The sequence below is a fragment of the Thioreductor micantisoli genome, from assembly GCF_055392745.1.
In genome coordinates this window covers 1371333-1387853 of record NZ_AP043760.1, presented here as the reverse complement: position 1 = coordinate 1387853, position 16521 = coordinate 1371333, and the positions used below count along the sequence as shown (strand labels likewise).

At 26.9% G+C, this 16521-nt stretch carries 17 protein-coding genes and 1 pseudogene; 15 read left to right on the top strand and 3 right to left on the bottom strand.

Annotated elements, in window-relative coordinates:
- Window positions 1-52: 52 nt before the first annotated feature.
- The 6 genes and pseudogenes from ACZ5OA_RS07405 to ACZ5OA_RS07380 all read left to right on the top strand — a co-directional run bounded on the left by ACZ5OA_RS07405 (window position 53) and on the right by ACZ5OA_RS07380 (window position 4070).
- The gene (locus ACZ5OA_RS07405; protein ID WP_464907229.1) at window positions 53-601 is read left to right on the top strand and encodes a hypothetical protein; all 549 of its coding nucleotides are present in this window, start codon (window positions 53-55) and stop codon (window positions 599-601) included.
- A gap of 77 nt (window positions 602-678) precedes the next feature.
- A pseudogene (locus ACZ5OA_RS07400) lies at window positions 679-831 on the top strand (NADH-quinone oxidoreductase subunit B family protein); the annotation flags it as partial.
- Between the two features lie 101 nt (window positions 832-932).
- Window positions 933-1373, top strand: a complete 441-nt coding sequence (locus tag ACZ5OA_RS07395; RefSeq protein WP_464907228.1) for a hydrogenase maturation protease — start codon at window positions 933-935, stop codon at window positions 1371-1373.
- Between the two features lie 91 nt (window positions 1374-1464).
- Window positions 1465-2346 carry a formate/nitrite transporter family protein gene (locus tag ACZ5OA_RS07390; RefSeq protein WP_464907227.1) on the top strand — a complete coding sequence of 294 codons (882 nt, stop codon included), beginning with the start codon at window positions 1465-1467 and terminating at the stop codon, window positions 2344-2346.
- A gap of 185 nt (window positions 2347-2531) precedes the next feature.
- Entirely contained in the window at window positions 2532-3320 is a 789-nt protein-coding gene (fdhD, locus tag ACZ5OA_RS07385; protein ID WP_464907226.1) for a formate dehydrogenase accessory sulfurtransferase FdhD, read from the top strand.
- Window positions 3321-3329: 9 nt separating this feature from the next.
- A complete protein-coding gene (locus ACZ5OA_RS07380; protein ID WP_464907225.1) occupies window positions 3330-4070 on the top strand; it encodes a winged helix-turn-helix domain-containing protein in 741 nt (246 codons plus the stop codon).
- Here ACZ5OA_RS07380 and ACZ5OA_RS07375 read toward each other — a convergent pair.
- The 3 genes from ACZ5OA_RS07375 to ACZ5OA_RS07365 are packed head-to-tail and all read right to left on the bottom strand — an operon-like array spanning window position 4042 to window position 7275.
- A complete protein-coding gene (locus ACZ5OA_RS07375; RefSeq protein ID WP_464907224.1) occupies window positions 4042-4713 on the bottom strand; it encodes a response regulator in 672 nt (223 codons plus the stop codon). The two genes, ACZ5OA_RS07380 and ACZ5OA_RS07375, sit on opposite strands and share 29 nt — an antisense overlap.
- Window positions 4700-6184 (bottom strand): sensor histidine kinase, encoded by a 1485-nt coding sequence (locus ACZ5OA_RS07370; RefSeq protein WP_464907223.1) that lies wholly within the window; start codon window positions 6182-6184, stop codon window positions 4700-4702. The genes ACZ5OA_RS07375 and ACZ5OA_RS07370 overlap by 14 nt, the downstream gene beginning before the upstream one ends.
- Complete coding sequence (locus ACZ5OA_RS07365) at window positions 6181-7275, bottom strand: ABC transporter substrate-binding protein (RefSeq protein ID WP_464907222.1); 1095 nt, start codon at window positions 7273-7275, stop codon at window positions 6181-6183. Before ACZ5OA_RS07365 ends, ACZ5OA_RS07370 begins: the two co-directional genes overlap by 4 nt.
- 92 nt (window positions 7276-7367) lie before the next feature.
- Between ACZ5OA_RS07365 and ACZ5OA_RS07360 the strand changes: the two genes are divergently transcribed.
- From ACZ5OA_RS07360 to ACZ5OA_RS07320, 9 genes are all read left to right on the top strand, one after another.
- On the top strand, window positions 7368-9029 hold the full coding sequence (locus ACZ5OA_RS07360; protein WP_464907221.1) for a 4Fe-4S dicluster domain-containing protein: 1662 nt from the start codon (window positions 7368-7370) through the stop codon (window positions 9027-9029).
- Complete coding sequence (locus tag ACZ5OA_RS07355) at window positions 9019-9756, top strand: TorD/DmsD family molecular chaperone (protein WP_464907220.1); 738 nt, start codon at window positions 9019-9021, stop codon at window positions 9754-9756. The genes ACZ5OA_RS07360 and ACZ5OA_RS07355 overlap by 11 nt, the downstream gene beginning before the upstream one ends.
- A 73-nt stretch (window positions 9757-9829) precedes the next feature.
- Window positions 9830-10021 carry a Tat pathway signal protein gene (locus ACZ5OA_RS07350; RefSeq protein WP_464907219.1) on the top strand — a complete coding sequence of 64 codons (192 nt, stop codon included), beginning with the start codon at window positions 9830-9832 and terminating at the stop codon, window positions 10019-10021.
- 9 nt (window positions 10022-10030) lie between these two features.
- Window positions 10031-12685 (top strand): formate dehydrogenase subunit alpha, encoded by a 2655-nt coding sequence (locus ACZ5OA_RS07345; protein ID WP_464907218.1) that lies wholly within the window; start codon window positions 10031-10033, stop codon window positions 12683-12685.
- A 10-nt stretch (window positions 12686-12695) separates the two neighbouring features.
- Window positions 12696-13295 (top strand): formate dehydrogenase FDH3 subunit beta, encoded by a 600-nt coding sequence (gene fdh3B / locus ACZ5OA_RS07340; RefSeq protein WP_464907217.1) that lies wholly within the window; start codon window positions 12696-12698, stop codon window positions 13293-13295.
- 9 nt (window positions 13296-13304) lie between these two features.
- Entirely contained in the window at window positions 13305-14246 is a 942-nt protein-coding gene (locus ACZ5OA_RS07335; RefSeq protein WP_464907216.1) for a formate dehydrogenase subunit gamma, read from the top strand.
- Window positions 14247-14395: 149 nt separating this feature from the next.
- On the top strand, window positions 14396-15343 hold the full coding sequence (wtpA, locus tag ACZ5OA_RS07330; protein ID WP_464907215.1) for a tungstate ABC transporter substrate-binding protein WtpA: 948 nt from the start codon (window positions 14396-14398) through the stop codon (window positions 15341-15343).
- An 11-nt stretch (window positions 15344-15354) separates the two neighbouring features.
- The gene (locus ACZ5OA_RS07325; protein ID WP_464907214.1) at window positions 15355-15540 is read left to right on the top strand and encodes a sodium-dependent tyrosine transporter; all 186 of its coding nucleotides are present in this window, start codon (window positions 15355-15357) and stop codon (window positions 15538-15540) included.
- 2 nt (window positions 15541-15542) lie between these two features.
- A complete protein-coding gene (locus tag ACZ5OA_RS07320; RefSeq protein WP_464907213.1) occupies window positions 15543-16514 on the top strand; it encodes an ATP-binding cassette domain-containing protein in 972 nt (323 codons plus the stop codon).
- Window positions 16515-16521 lie beyond the last annotated feature (7 nt).

The window sequence follows — 16521 nt, the reverse complement described above, 5'->3', positions numbered from 1 at the left end:
TTTTTTTATTTTTATATAAAATTAATTTAAAATAAAAAGAAAGGAAATTGTTATGATTAATTTAGCTAATCCAGGCATATTGGGTGCTTTCGGATATGGAACAGCTGCTCTTGCTTACGGTGCACGTTTGGCTTTTGGTTTCCCTAGTGGGACAAATGAAGCAGAAAATAAAAGTATTGAAAAAGCTATGGCAGCAATCGGCTTTATGTTTGGTGGAGTTGCTCAGCTTTTAACAGGAATATTTTTATTTGCAGGGCATTCTGGGAGCCCAATAATAATGGATATTGCTACAACCAACTGTATTTTTGGTATGTTATGGGGGGCAATATGGCTTATTGAATATTTCAATATTAATACAAAAGCTTGTGTATATTTAGACATAGCTATTTTAGTATATACATTATTCGCAGGATATTGGGCTTATGCATTAGGAGAACCTTTAGTTGCTTATTTATTATGGAGTATTACGGTTTTAAATATATTCTTAATACCCGTTCATGTAAAAGGAATTGGAAAAGTAATAGCAGGAATAGTTGCATTGGAAAACTGTCTTATCGCTTATTATGTATGCTATCATGTTATGATGGGTACTATTCATTAATTTTAAATTTTATTCGTCTTTTCTTTTTTCACCTCAAATAGTAGAATAATATATTATTCTACTATTTGAGGTGAAAAATGAGTAAAAAACCTACAGTAATATTGCCAAATGAAATATTTGAAGCAAACAAATTAGATGATAAAATAAAACATTTACAAAATATAAAAAGAAGTTTTAATGTATTTAGAATTGACTGTGGTTCTTGTGACGGTTGTGAAATAGAAATTTTTCCAGAACACATAGAAAAATTAAAAGATACTATGGCTGAAAGTAAATTGAAAAATCTTTTTTTATCTTTAAAAGAGGGATATTTTGTATTAAGAGAAAAAAAATGAAAAAAGCCATTTTAGTTATAGGTAATGAATTAAGAGGGGATGATGGTATTGCTTTATATCTTGGTAAGATGATTGAAAAAAACTTGCCTAAATGGAAAGTTTTTTTCGGCAATGATACTCCCGAAGATGAAATTTATAAAATCAGAGACTTTTCCCCAGATTTATTGGTTATGGCTGATTCAGTTATAGGGCTTGATTCTAAAAGTGAATTTTTGGAAATTAAGCCATCCTCCGATTATCTTTTTACTACTCACAACATTCCTACACATATTCTTATAAAATTATTAAAACCTTTTGCTAAACAAACTCTTTTTATGGGAATAAATGTAAAAAAAGAAAATTTGACTGGAATTAATCTTGAAATATCTAATACAGCAAAAGAAAATGCAAAACATGCTTTTTTGCAAATTAAAAATCTAAATAATCTATTTAATTAGTTAAAAATTTATCAAATGTCTTTTATAAGACATTTATTTTTTTTATTTTCATATAAAATTACTTTGAAATAAAAAGAAAGAAGGAGTAAAGATGGTTAAAGCACCTGAAGAAACAATTATTGCTTTGTCTAATATGTCAAAGCATAAAGCAGAATTACCTATTTTAAGCGTTATTCTTCTTGCAATTATGGCAGGAAGTTCTATTGCAATAGGGGATATTTTTTGGGCACATTCAACAGTAGGGGTTGCTGCAAAAGTAGCACCAGGTATTGCTAATATTATTGGTGGTTTTGCGTTCTCCGCAGGATTGATGTTAGTTGTGTTTTACGGAGGTCATTTATTTACAAGTTCTGTATTAAGTGGTGTTAGTTGTTGTGAAAAAAAAGTTGGAATATTTGGAGGAGTTGTAAGTTATTGGACAATTGTTTGGATTTTTAATTTTGTTGGTGCAGCTGGAACTGCTTGGCTTTATTATAAATCAGGATTACCAATGAAATATAATGAAGCAATTTTAAAACATTTTGTTCATTTAGGAGAAGCAAAAGTATCATTAACATTTACAGAAGCTTTTATAAGAGGGATTTTTTGTAATATTTTAGTATGTATGGCTGTTTGGATTGCTGTAGCTACTAAAGATGGGGCAGGAAAAGTTTGGGGTATAGCCTTTGTTATTGCGGCATTTGTTGCTAGTGGATATGAACATTGTGTTGCTAATATGTTTATTATTTCAGAAGGATTAATTGCAAAAGCACATTATATGGCTCAATTTGGTGGCGATATTCATGCAGTTGCTAATGCTCTTCATCTTCCTGCTGAAGCAATACAACATTTAAATGTAAAATCATTTTTAGTAAATAATGAATTACCTGTAACATTAGGAAATATTGTAGGTGGAGTTCTTTTTGTGGGAATTGTAGCTCTTTTAGCTCATAAGCCTGATATAGAAAAAATGAATTGTAATAATAGTCATTAATTAGATATATTATCTGCCTTTTGGCAGATATAAAGTTAAATATGACCGGAAATTAAAAATACTCCTGAGGATATATCTTTCTTATTCATGCAAAAAGACTTCTCCTTCCGGTCATATTTAACTTTATTTATCTATAATTATGTATAATATTTGTTTTTGTGTATAATTCTCTTAAAGGAGTGAATATGGATGCTATATATAACTTTGAAATCACAAAAATAAAAGGTAATAAAAAATTTAGGTATGAAGATACTTTAATTAGAGAAATTCGTTTAGATATTTATGTTAATAATAACAAAATAATTTCAATGATGGCTACTCCAATAGACCAAAAAGCTTTAGCTGTTGGGTATTTGATAAGTGAGGGTATAATTGAAAATATAATAGATATTGAAAATATCGAGTTAAAAGAAAATGGATTAATCGTTGATATTAAAGCTAAAATAAACAAAGAAAAAGCTAAACGATTAAATGAAGAAGGAATAATTGTAAGTGGATGTGGAAAAAGCATTAGTGCTAATATAGATATAGACCCTACAAAAATTGACGCTACAAAAATAGAATCTAATGTAAAAATAAAAGCGAGTGATATTTCAAAACAAATGGATGAATTTTATAAATCTTGCCCTTTGTATGAAAAAACAGGATGTGTTCATACTGCAAGAATATATTTTGATGAAAATAATTATTTTGATGCAGAAGACATAGCTCAACATTCTACTATTGATAAAGCAGTTGGAAAAGCTCTTTTGAATGGATTTGATCCACAAAATGGGATAATAATGGTAAGTGGAAGGCTTAGTAGTGAAATGGTTGTAAAAGCTGTAATGCATAAAATCCCAATTTTAATATCAAGAACTGCTACTACTTGTCTTGGACTTAAAATTGCAGATACATTTAATTTAACTCTTGTTGGTTTTGCAAGAGGAGATAAAATGAATGTATATACTCATGATTTTAGAATTGTTATTTAAAGGGAAAAAATGATAAAAGAATTGATAAAAAAATATAAAAATGATGAAAATAAGCTAACTTGTGCAAAAGCTTATGTAGTTGCAAAAAAAGCTGGAGTAGAGACTGCTATAATTGGTAAAATGGCTGATGAAATGGGTGTTAGAATTACTGATTGTGGGCTTGGGCAATTTGGTAAAATCGATTTTACTGATTCTTATGAAGAAGAAATTGTAAATGATCTTAATAAAATAGCAGATAATAATAAAAAAGTTTTTTGTAAAGATGCTAGAAAACTGGCTGAAAAATATAATCTTAAAAAAGTAAGAAGTGCTATAAAAGATAATGGATTTGATGTAATTTATTGTGAATTAGGTATATTCAAAGAAAAAAAAAGAAATAGAGCGTTTATGAAAACAAAAGTTTGGATAGAAAATCAAAAAAAAGAGTTGTTATTTGGAAAAGGAAAAACAGAAATATTAGAAATAATAGAAAAAGAAGGTTCAATATCAAAAGCAGCTGAAAAAATGGGACTTAATTACAAAAAAGCATGGTCACATATTAAAATATTACAACAAAATCTTGATGATGAATTGGTAACTGTGGAAAAAGGTGTAAAAGGTGGAACTTATTTAACTCCTAAAGCTAAAGAATATATAGAAATTTTTAAACAATTAGAAAAAGAAATTCAAGAATTTGCAAATAAAAGATTTAAAGAATTGTATTTAAAAAAGTTAAAAGGTCCTAGGAAGGATTTTCAAAAAGATAATTAATATTATTAATATTTATTTTATATTTTCTTTTTGGGAGTTTTGTTAATAAATTTTTATCTTGTAAATCTCTAAATAATTTTATAAGTGTTGGTTTGCTAATATTTATTTTTTCCATAATTTCAGGATATGAAAGAGAGAAATTATATTCGTTATCTATAGAATTCATTATGAGTTTTATAACTTCTAATTGTTTACTTTCACATATTAGAGAAGCTAGTTTAAATAAAATAGTAGAATTTTCTAGTTCTTTTTTTTGATATTTTGGAAGTAAAGTTTCATAAATACTATCTAACAGTTCTTTTATTTTTATAGGTTTTACTAAATAATTTGCAGCTTTTTGTTTTATTGCTTCGAGAAGATAATCTGTCTGTGTATAAGCTGTTGTTAAAATAAATGGAATATTAAAATTGTTATTTTTTAAAAAAGACATAAATTCTATTCCATTTTTATCTTCTATTAAAATATCACTGATTATTAAATCTACATGATTTATCTTTAATATTTTATAAGCTTCTTGTGTATTATTTGTTAAGTATATTTTTTTAAAAAAATCTTGAAGTATTTCTCCTAAATTTTTTAGTAAATTTTTATCATCTTCTATATATAAAATATTGAAATTTTTCAAAATATCATAATTTTTCATTAGTATCCTTTGGTAAAATTATTTCAAACATGGCACATTTGTAAAATTTATTTGTACCCATTTTATGAATAATGTTTTTTGCTTTAATTTCACCATTCATATTAGATATTATTTGATTTGACATGTAAAGTCCTATACCAGTTCCTTGTTGTTTTATTTTAGTTGTAAAATAAGGCTCAAAAATTTTGTCTATTATTTTTTCATCTATTCCCCCTGCATTATCTATTATACTAATAATTATATCATTTTTTGTTTCTTTAATAGTTATTAAAATTTTTTTTGCTTTAACATTTGAATCTATTAATGCTTCAATAGAATTTGTTATAAAATTAATGCATACATGAGATGTTTCATTAGGATATCCTAATATATTTATATCATTTTTTATATTAATTTTTAATTCTATATGATTTTTTTCTATTAAAAAGGAGATTAATTTTATAGTTTTATCTAAACAATCTTTAATAAAAAATCTTTTTTTTATTTTGTCTGGAAGAAAAAAGTTTCTAAAATCTTCTATTGTTTTTGACATATTTTCAGCTATTATTAAGGCTTCTTTTGTTTTATCTTTTATATAATAAGTGTTAAGTTTTCCTAAGTCATTTTTTATTTCGAAAGATTCAATTATCATTGATAAATTTGCAAGAGGTTGTCTCCATTGATGGGCTATGTTTTGGAGCATTTCTCCCATACTTGCAAGTTTACTTTGTTGAAACATAATTTTATCTTTTTTTCTAATTTCTTTTAATTTCTTTTCTATTTTTTTTTCTAATGTTTTGTTTATTTTTTGTAATTCTTTTGTTTTGTTTTGAACTTTCTTTTCTAATATAATATTAATATTTTTAAATTTTTCTATTATTAAAATAATTATGGTTATAGTAACAATAAAAACGATAATAACACTAACTATAGAAGCTTTTATAGCAAAGCTAAATTTTTTATCAGTTTTATTTTTTTTAATAATTGCTTTTTTTAAATTTATGTTAATAAGATTTGACATATAAATGTTAATAAGATTTATGTTATTTGATAATTTTTTTGTATCAATATTTTTTTTTGTTAAAAATTTATATAATTCTTGGTCTATATTTTTTTTAAGTTTTTTTATATTATTGAAATTTAAATATTCAAATGTGTTATTTTCTATTGATTTAGTATGTAAATAATCGTTCCATTCTTTTTTCAATAATATATTTGCTAAATTTATAACTTCTTTAGTTTGTTCGAAATTAATCTCATTTTTTTTATATTGTACAATTGTTTCGTAAATATTTATTTTATATAAATCTTTTATATGTGAAAGTTTTACAGATGAAACTAAACTTTTTTGAAAAAGAGTATTAATATTATTTTTAAAAGAAAATATTGTATATTGAGACATAATAATAATACTTAATAATAAAAAAGCAATGATTGAAACAATTAATTTTGTTTTATTTAAAAAATTAATTTTTATAAATTTTTTAATCATTTTATTTCTTTGAATTGATTTTTTTCATATTTATATAAATAAGTTTTATTTAGAAGTTGATTATTATTGTATTTAATAGGTATATTTTTAAATAAATTTTTAGGTGTTTTTTTAATTATTTTTTTTAAATGGTCTGGTGTATATGGAAATGTTAAATGATTAAATGCATTTATTAAAATTTTTGTAGCTAAATAGGATTCAAAACCATAAAAAGATGGTTTTAATGTAGGATTTAGTTTTTTTAAATTATTTACATAATTTTTAGCTTCTAATATATTACTTTTATAATAAGGTACAACCTCAGAAAAAATTATATTATTAGTTTTTATTAAAGATATTAATTTATCTGGATTAACAAAGGACATAGTTATAAATAAAACATTTTTATCTATTTTTCTATAATTTTTAATAAAAAGAGCTGAAATTTCTGCAGTTGATCCAAGAATAATAATTTTAGGTTTTGTACTAGAAATTGAATTAATAGCAGAATTAATTAAAAAAGTATTTCTTTTATATGTTCCAATACTTGATAAAGATAAATTATTTTCTTTTAATATTTTATATGTATGAAGATATATTTCATTTCCATAATCATCATTTTGATATAAAAGAGAAATTTTTGTAAAGTTTTTTTTTAATAAATAATTAATAATGTTTTTTATTTCATCTTTATAAGATGCCCTAAAATTTATTATATTTTTATTTTTTCTTAGAAATTCTGCACCAGTGAAAGGAGCAAAAACAAAGATTGAATGTTCATTTACAAAAGGTAAAATTTCTTTTACTGTAGGAGTCCCAGTAAGGCCATATAATAAAAATGAATTATTTTTATAAAAATTTATTATATTTTTTTTCATTAAGTTTGGTTCATATTTATCATCTTTAAATATAAATTTAATTTTTCTTTTAATAGGTGTATTTAATTTTTTTAAATATGCTAAAGTACCATATTTAATGCTTTTCCCCATTTTACCCATAATATCATTAAGAGGCAAAGATGAAGAAATTATATATTTTTTAGGAGATAAAAAATGTATATAAGTAAATATTATTATAAGAATAGAAAATGAAATAAAAAAAACTTTTTTCAAAACGAAACCTTTTTACTCTTTTTTTTACTTTTTAAGCTAAATTTAAGCTTTTAGTGTCATAATATCATTAATTAAAAATGAAAAGGGTACAAATGATTGAATATGCTTTTTATAGTAAACAACCTCTTGATTTTCCACTAAGTGATGATATTATTATCATTAATGATAATAGTGCATCTACAATTATATCAAATTCTAAAGAAACTAATCCTGTTATTTATGCTCCAGAAATTAATTTTTATATAGAAAGTTCAAATGCTTCTATTTTAGAAAAGATAAATGTAATTGATAAACTTTATAAAAGTAGGGGAATAAAACTTGATTATGCAAAATTTAATGAATATAAAAAAGATGTAAAAAATAGATTATTGATTATAGGAAATAAAGAAGAAGCTGAAAATTTTGATGATTTAGAGGAATTTGATAAATATTATGCTCTTCCTGAGTGGATTATAGATGTAAATGGAACTATAGGTAATTTACAATTTAAAATTCAAAAGGATGATAAATTAATTGATTTGGAAGTGGATCAAGCTATATGGATTAATGCTAAAGAGATTGCTTTTAAACAAAAAGGTATAGTCGATCCATCTGATGTTGGTATAGATAAAACAAAAGAAATTATTAGAAAAAGAGTAGGTATTTATCAATATAAAAATTATGTAACATATAATAAAGATATATGTCAATATCATCATAGAGTATTAGAAGAAACTTGTGGAAATTGTGCTAATGTTTGTCCAACTAATGCTATTATAAAAGATGATAAGACTAAAGAGTTAATATTTTCTCCTATAGATTGTGATGGATGTGGAGGATGTGTTAGTGTATGTCCTAGTGGTGCGCTTGATTTCAGTGCAATTCCAAGAGATTCATTTTATGAAATTTCAAAATTATTTAAAGGGTATATCCCTTTTATTGTACCTGAAGATATGATAGAAAATTTAAAAGTTACTTTACCTGAAGGTGTAATTCCTTTAAGTATAGAGGGTAGAAAATTTTTAGATGAGGTTCATTTATTGACTCTTTTTCAAGATAGTGGTGCACAAATTGTATTTTTGAATAATAATTTTTCAAAAGGTGAAAAAGAAGCCATTAGATTAATTAATGAAATTTCAAACAGAAAATACAATAAAGATGCTGTGTTATTTACAGATGATTTACAAGAAGTACAAGAATTTTTAAATATTGCTCAAAAGCTTCCAGAAGCTGAATATACAATAAGTGAATATAATTTGAAAAAAAGAGATATTTTTTCTTCAAGATTATCATATTTAGTAGGAAATGATAATTTAGGAATCGTTGATTTAAAAGATAATAATTATATCCACTATGGAAAAGTAGAAATAGATGAAAGTAAATGTACTTTATGTATGGGATGTGCTAGTGTTTGTAATGTTGGTGCTTTTACTGCCAATAACGAAGATAATTCTTTACTTTTTAACGCATCAGTTTGTACTGCTTGTGGGTATTGTGAGATAGCTTGTGCAGAAAATTGTTTGAAAGTAATTCCTGATGAATTAGAATTAAATAAAGAATTTTTTGCTCAAAAAACAATGGCTAAAGATGAACCTTTTTATTGTATTATGTGTGGAAAACCTTTTGCTCCAACAAAAGCTATTGAAAAAATAGCCGCTAAACTTTTACCGATATTTACAGATGAACTTAAGAAAAAATCAATTTATTGCTGTCCAGAATGTAAATCAAAATTATCATTTAATGAATATATAGAAAGGAAAACAGATGGAAAATAAACAATTAGAAGAAGCTAGAGCATTTTATTATGGATTTTTCTCAAAATTATTTACTTTTATTTCTACTGAAGATAGATTTAATGGAGTGGAAGAAGCTGCAAAAATGTTACATCAAAACGCACTTGAAGCTAATTCAAAAGAAGCATTAGCTCATTTCATAGAAAATTTTGATGAAAAAAAATTAGTTCAAGAATTTGATGATATTTTTTATGATTTAGCAAATGATCCAGTTCCTACAACAGCATCTTTTTATAATGAAGAGATTGAAAATGGAAAAATGAAAGTCAAAATGATTGGTATTGTTTTGGCTTCAAAATTTAGAAAAAATGAAGAATTTAAAGATACAGAAGATGATGTTGGATTTATTTTCCCTTTTATGCATTATTTAATTTTAAAAAAAATAGAAGGAGATGAAAAGACAGCTTTACTTGAAGAAAAAACATTTGATATTTTAAATACTTTTATAGATGATTTTATAGAAAATGTTTATATGCATACAGCGGCTAATCTCTATAAAGATATGGCGGTAGTTTTAAAAGCGTTTATTCAAACAGAAAGAATGTATCTTGAAAAACCAAAACCAACTATTGAAAAAGTTTCTAAAAGAAACGATATTACAACAGTTGCAGATAAAGAAGCTAAACTTAGAAAACAAAAAAAACAAAGAAATAAAGAAAATTTAGTATGTTCTTTAGAAGAAGGTGGTGATGTTGAAGATGAGGTGTAGAGATATCTACAAAGCTTTATGTGGCTTTGTAGATATCTCTATGTGAGATAAATCCAAAAGTGAAGGAGTAGATATGAAAAGGAGAAGCTTTTTAAAAGGTGCACTTGGTCTTGGTGCATTAGGTGTAGCTTCTTCGACATTGGCTTTTGCTAAGTCAAATGAAGAAGATGTTGGAAATGGTGTTGTAAGGGGGTATTCTCCAAAAAAAGAAATCCTCTATAAAAAAACACAAAATTGGGAAGTTTATTATAAAAACGCAATATAAGGAGAAAAAATGAGCTCACAAAACAAATTAGATGTTAAAGTGGGTAGAAGAGCATTTTTAAAAATGACTGCTCTCTCTGGAGTTGCTGGTGCTACAATGCTTAGTGCTGCGCCGGTAGTGAGAGATGCAAGTGATGAAGAATTAAAAAGCCCCTATCCAGGAAGTAAAAGAGTAAAACATCCATTGAAAAAAGTTAATGGAAAATGGCAAAGAATTAGTTGGGATCAAGCTGTAAATGAAATTTCAGAAAAAATGCTTGGTATCAAAAAAGAGAGCGGTGTTGATGCAGCAATGTTTTTAGGTAGTGCTAAAATGAGCACAGAACAAGCCTATTATTTTAGAAAATTTGCTGCAATGTGGGGAACTAATAATATAGATCACCAAGCTCGTATTTGACATAGTGCAACAGTCGCGGGGGTCGCGAATACATGGGGTTATGGAGCTATGACAAATCATTTAGGAGATATTCAAAACTCTAAAGCTATTATTATATTTGGTGCAAATCCAGCAGTAAATCATCCTGTAGGTTTTAAACATATTTTAAAAGCAAAAGAAAGAAATAATGCAACTTTAATTGTTATTGATCCAAGATATACAAAAACAGCTGCAAAATCTGATTTATATGCAAGAATAAGACCTGGAACTGATATTCCATTTATGTATGGAATGCTTCATTTGATTTTCAAAAATGGTTGGGAAGACGAATCTTTTGTAAAAGAAAGAGTTTTTGGAATGGATCATATTATGAAAGAAGCAGAAAAATGGACACCAGAAAAAACTGCTGATGTAACAGGTGTTGATGTTGATACATTAATTCAAATTACAAAAGCTTATGCTGCAAGTAAACCTGGAACATTAATTTGGGCAATGGGTCTAACTCAACATTCAATTGGTTCATCTAATACAAGAATGGCACCGATTTTACAATTATCATTAGGTAATATGGGTAAATTTGGTGGTGGATGTAACATCTTAAGAGGACATGATAATGTTCAAGGTGCTACTGATATGTGTTGTTTATCACATTCATTACCAGGATATTATGGACTTAGCGAAGGAAGTTGGAAATATTTTGCACAAAATTGGGGAGTTGACTTTAAATGGTTACAAAGTAGATTTGATGCTCCAAAAATGATGCATACAAAAGGATTTACACTTGCTAGATGGTGGGAAGGTGTATTACAAGAAGAAAAAATTTATCAAAGAACACCAATTAGAGCACTATGGGTTCAAGGTAATGGTATTACTTCTATTGCACAACAAGCGAAAGTTCAACAAGCTCTTGATAAATTAGATTTATTAGTTGTTGCTGAACCATTTGCAAATGAAGCAGCAGTAATAACAAATAAAAAAGATAATGTTTATATTTTACCAACAGCAAGTCAATTTGAATGTTCAGGAAGTGTTACTGCGACAAATAGAACAGCTCAATGGAGAAGTAAAGTAGTTGATCCGTTATATGAATCTAAAACTGATGAAGAAATTATGTTTACATTTGCTAAAAAATTTGGTTTTTATGATGAATTTGTTAGTGGTATGAAACTTGATGCTAAAGATGGAAAAGCTGTAAAAGTTAGAAATTCATTTAAATGGCCAGAAGATGCTACAAGAGAAATTGCAAGAACAATTAAAACTATTGGATTAACTGGTTGGACACCTGAAAGACTTAAAAAACACCAAGAAAATTGGAATATGTTTGATGAAGTAACTCTAAAAGGTATAGGTCCAATGAAAGGTGAATATTATGGATTGCCATGGCCTTGTTGGACAGAAAAACATTCAGGAAGTCCAGTACTTTATAATGTTGATATTCCTGTAGCAGAAGGTGGTATGGGATTTAGAGCAAGATTTGGAACTGAATATGAAGGTGAAGATCTATTATCTCAAGCTACTATTAAAGATGCAAAAGTACGAGGTGGATATCCTGAACTTACTAAAAATAATATTGAAAAAGTTCTAGGAATTAAGTTAACACCAAAAGAAAAAGAAATTATGGGTAAAAACTGGAAAGTGGATTTAAGTGGACTTATTGCAAAATATGCCCTAAAAGCAGGAGTTGCTCCTTATGGAAATGCAAGAGCAAGAGCTTATGTGTGGACATTCCCAGATAAAATTCCAATGCATAGAGAGCCACTTCATACACCAAGATATGATTTGACTAAAAAATATTCAACTTATCCAGATAAAAAAGATCAATATAGAGTTGATACTAAATTTGCTTCTATTCAAAAAACAGATTGGTCAAAAGAATTTCCTCTTCTTCTTATAACAGGACGGCTTGTTATGTATAGTGGTGCTGGACTTATAGAAAGAAGTAGTAAGTATATAGCTAATCTTCAACCAGAAATGTTTGCAAGTGTAAATCCAGAACTTGCTTATAAACATGGAATTAGTGATGGAGATATGATTTGGGTTCATGCGCCTGAAGGAACAAAAATCAAAGTTAAAGCTAGATTTACTTATGCGGTTGCACCTGATAGAATATTCTTGCCATATCATTTTGCAGGAATTATGCAAGGAAAAGATATGAGTGCAAATTATCCAGAAGGTACAAAACCATATGCAATTGGTGAAAGTGCAAATACAGTAGTTAACTATGGATATGATATTGTTACTCAAATTCCTGAAACAAAAGCGGGATTAGTCCGCATTGAAAAAGCGTAAGGGGTAAATTATGTATAATAATAATAATAGAATGAAATTTTATTGTGATGAAGATAGATGTATTGAATGTAATGCTTGTACAATTGCATGTTCTGAAGCACATGAATTGCCTGTAGGTGTGCATAGAAGAAAAGTAGTCACTTTAAACGAAGGAATAGAAGGTAAAGAATTTTCTGTATCTGTAGCTTGTATGCATTGTACTGACGCTCCTTGTGCACAAGTTTGTCCGGTTGATTGTTTTTATATCAGAGCTGATGGAATAGTTCATCATGATAAAGATAAATGTATTGGATGTGGATATTGTTTATATGCTTGTCCTTTTGGAGCACCTCAGTTTCCAAAAGATGGAGCATTTGGAATTAGAGGGGTTATGGATAAATGTACCATGTGTGCAGGAGGTCCAGAACCTACTTTTTCTGAAAAAGAATATGAATTATATGGTCAAAATAGAATTGCAGAAGGTAAAGTTCCTATGTGTGCTGCTGTTTGTTCTACAAATGCTTTAATTGTAGGAGATGCTGAAAGTGTTTCTAAAATTAAAAGAGAAAGAGATGCAGCAAAAGGCAAAGGGCCTATGACTCCATATGGATGGAAACAAGCGTATAAATAAGGGATCGTTATGAAAAAAATTTCACTTTTACTCGTTAGCGTAATGAGTTTATTTGCTGGAATTGTTCCTTTGGTGGAGCCAAATCAGGCTCCCCAACATCCTGGAAGTAGATTAATCTCTCCAGAATTAATAGGAGCCATTCCCAATTGGCATAAATATGGAGAATTATTTGTATATTTACAAACTCATTGGGTTAAATTAGCATTTTTAGTTGTTTTATTAGGAGTTCCTGCAATTTTTTTAATTCATTATTTAATTGTGGGGCCTAAAGTTTTTTCTCATGAAGGTAGAAAATTTTTAATTTTTCCAACTTGGCAAAGAATAGTGCATTGGATAGCTGCTTTAGGATTTATTTTATTAGTTCCTACAGGATATTTTGTAATTTATGGTGCATTCTTTGGTGGAGGTACAGTTATAAGAGTTATGAGATATTTGCACGATATTGGTGCTCTTCTTTTCGCTTTAGTTGTAATACCAATGACTTTGGTTTGGTTTAAAGAAATGCTTCCAAGATCATGGGATATAAAATGGATGATGATACTGGGTGGTTATTTAGTTAAAAGAAAACAAGAAGTCCCTGCTTCAAAATTTAATGCAGGTCAAAAAATGTGGTATTGGGTTGCTATGTTTGGTGGTATAGTTATGCTTATTACAGGTGCTATGATGTATGTTCAAGATTTTAACATATCTCTTCTTAAAAATATGAATTTGAATCAGATAGATTTATTAAGATTAGCTGTTATTATTCATTTATCATTAGCGCTTTTAATTACTGCATTCTTTATTACACATATGTATATGTCTCTTTTTGCCATAAAAGGGTCAATTGATAGTATGATAGATGGATGTAAAAGTGAAGATGAATTAAAGCATTTACACTCAATTTATTATAAAAAGATAGTTAGAGAAGGCAAAGACAAAGACCTTGCTGAAAAATGTAAAGAAGACTAAAACAGACTAATTTCTTAGTCTGTTTGTCATTTTGGATTTATTTTATATATAAATATGCAAAATTTGCATAAAAAAATATGCTTTTTTGTCATATATATGATAAAAATTTTATTTATTTTGATATAATTATAAAAAAAGGAGGGTTGATAATGAAAAAAACATTAATTGCATTAGTTGCAAGTTTATTGTTTGCACAAAACCAAGTTGTTGTTTTTCATGCAGGAAGTTTAAGTATTCCATTTTCTCAAATTGAGAAAAAGTTTGAGAAAAAATATCCACAATATGATGTTGTAAGAGAAGCTGCAGGAAGTAGAGCATGTGCCAGAAAAATTACTGATTTACACCGCAAGGCTGATGTAATGGCAAGTGCTGATTATAAAGTGATTGATAATTTATTAAGACCAAATTACGCTAAATTCAATGCTTTATTTACAACAAATGAAATGATTATAGCCTATACACCACATTCAAAATTTGCAAATAAAATAAATTCAAAAAATTGGATGAATATTTTACTGAAACCAGGGGTAAAAGTAGGGCATTCTAATCCAAATTTGGATCCTTGTGGTTATAGAACAATACTTGTATCGAAATTAGCTGGAATTTATTATAAAAGACCAAAGTTTTTTGATAAATTATTCGGATATGGAAACAGTTATGAAGATGGAGAAGAAAATAGAAATAAAGTAGCGGTTAGACCAAAAGAAACTGATTTATTAGGTTTACTTGAAGTTGGGGCTATAGATTATCTATTTATTTATAAATCAGTTGCAATGCAACATCATCTTAACTTTGTAACACTTCCTTCTCAGGTTAATTTAGGTAATAAAAAATATGCTTCTTTTTATAAAAAAGCGAGTTTTAAAGTTACAGGTAAAAAACCTGGGACTTATATTGTAAAAAAAGGTGCTCCAATGGTTTACGGAATCACTATTGTTCAAAATAAAAAATTAGGACTTCCTGTTGACAAAAAAGGAGCTGTTTTGTTTGTTAAATTTGTTCTCTCACCTGAAGGTCAGGCAATAATGAAGAAAAATGGGCAAGGTGTTATCAATCCTCCAATAATTGAGGGTGATTCAAGTATCTTAAAAAAATAAAAGGAAAGAAAATGTTTGTAGAATTAAATGATAGAGTTTTTTTAAACAAAGAAAAACTTACAAGAATTAAGATTGATGAAGTTCAAGATGGAATGAGAATTCGTTTTTATGAAGGAAATATACAAGTTGCAAAATCTAAAAGATTTAAAAGTGAAAAAGATGCAAGACAATGGTTAAACAATAGTTTTTTAAAATAGATATGTTAAAAATAGAAAATATTTTTCTAAAAAAAGGTAATTTCTTTTTAAATAACATATCTTTTGAAATAAAAAAAAATAAATACATTGTTATGCTCGGAAAAACAGGAAGTGGGAAAACCCTACTTCTTGAATCCATTGCTGGTTTTCATAAAATTGAAGGGAAAATAATTTTTGGAGATAAAAATATTACCAATTTAGCTCCAGAAAAAAGAGAATTTGGTTTTTTATATCAAGATTTTCAGCTTTTTAAAAATTTAAATGTTGAAAAAAATATTCGTTTTTCTGAAAGATTTAAAGGTAAAAATATTAAATTATTTAATGATTTAATAAATTTTTTAAGCTTAAAAGATGTTTTAAAAAGAGATGTTTTAAGTTTAAGTGGTGGAGAAAAACAACGAATTGCACTTGCACGTGCTATTTATTCAAGGCCTAAAGTTTTACTTTTAGATGAACCTTTAAGCGCAATTGATCCAACTTTAAGAAATGAAATAATGAAAAATTTAAAACAGCTTCCAAGCAGATATAATCTTTCTATTATTCATGTAACACATAATTTTAGAGAAGCATCTTATTTAGCAGATAAAATAGGAATAATTTTAAATGGTAAACTCTTACAGTTTGATGAAACTGATAAAGTATTAAATGCTCCTGCTTCTTTGGAAGTAGCAAAATTTTTAGGATTTAAAAATATTTTTGAGTTATCAATATTGGGATTTGAAAATTCTCATAAATTTTTTTCAATTGATCCAAATCTAATTTATCTTTCAAAGGAAAAAAGTGAATATGATTATTGTTTTGAAAGCAAGGTTGATGAAGTAATGGGAATAACAGATCATTTTAAAGTTTATATTAAATTAAAAGACAATATATTTTTCGTAAAAGTGTCAAAAAATTATTTTAAAATTCTTAATTTAAAAAAAGATGATAATGTTTTTATTTGTTTTAATAAAAAAGATATAGTTTTTATTTAGGAGTAAA

Coding starts and splice junctions, on each gene's coding strand:
- ACZ5OA_RS07405 (WP_464907229.1), top strand. CDS start 53: ATGATTAATTTAGCTAATCCAGGCATATTGGGTGCTTTCGGATATGGA.
- ACZ5OA_RS07395 (WP_464907228.1), top strand. CDS start 933: ATGAAAAAAGCCATTTTAGTTATAGGTAATGAATTAAGAGGGGATGAT.
- ACZ5OA_RS07390 (WP_464907227.1), top strand. CDS start 1,465: ATGGTTAAAGCACCTGAAGAAACAATTATTGCTTTGTCTAATATGTCA.
- fdhD (WP_464907226.1), top strand. CDS start 2,532: ATGGATGCTATATATAACTTTGAAATCACAAAAATAAAAGGTAATAAA.
- ACZ5OA_RS07380 (WP_464907225.1), top strand. CDS start 3,330: ATGATAAAAGAATTGATAAAAAAATATAAAAATGATGAAAATAAGCTA.
- ACZ5OA_RS07375 (WP_464907224.1), bottom strand. CDS start 4,713: ATGAAAAATTATGATATTTTGAAAAATTTCAATATTTTATATATAGAA.
- ACZ5OA_RS07370 (WP_464907223.1), bottom strand. CDS start 6,184: ATGATTAAAAAATTTATAAAAATTAATTTTTTAAATAAAACAAAATTA.
- ACZ5OA_RS07360 (WP_464907221.1), top strand. CDS start 7,368: ATGATTGAATATGCTTTTTATAGTAAACAACCTCTTGATTTTCCACTA.
- ACZ5OA_RS07355 (WP_464907220.1), top strand. CDS start 9,019: ATGGAAAATAAACAATTAGAAGAAGCTAGAGCATTTTATTATGGATTT.
- ACZ5OA_RS07350 (WP_464907219.1), top strand. CDS start 9,830: ATGAAAAGGAGAAGCTTTTTAAAAGGTGCACTTGGTCTTGGTGCATTA.
- fdh3B (WP_464907217.1), top strand. CDS start 12,696: ATGTATAATAATAATAATAGAATGAAATTTTATTGTGATGAAGATAGA.
- ACZ5OA_RS07335 (WP_464907216.1), top strand. CDS start 13,305: ATGAAAAAAATTTCACTTTTACTCGTTAGCGTAATGAGTTTATTTGCT.
- wtpA (WP_464907215.1), top strand. CDS start 14,396: ATGAAAAAAACATTAATTGCATTAGTTGCAAGTTTATTGTTTGCACAA.
- ACZ5OA_RS07325 (WP_464907214.1), top strand. CDS start 15,355: ATGTTTGTAGAATTAAATGATAGAGTTTTTTTAAACAAAGAAAAACTT.
- ACZ5OA_RS07320 (WP_464907213.1), top strand. CDS start 15,543: ATGTTAAAAATAGAAAATATTTTTCTAAAAAAAGGTAATTTCTTTTTA.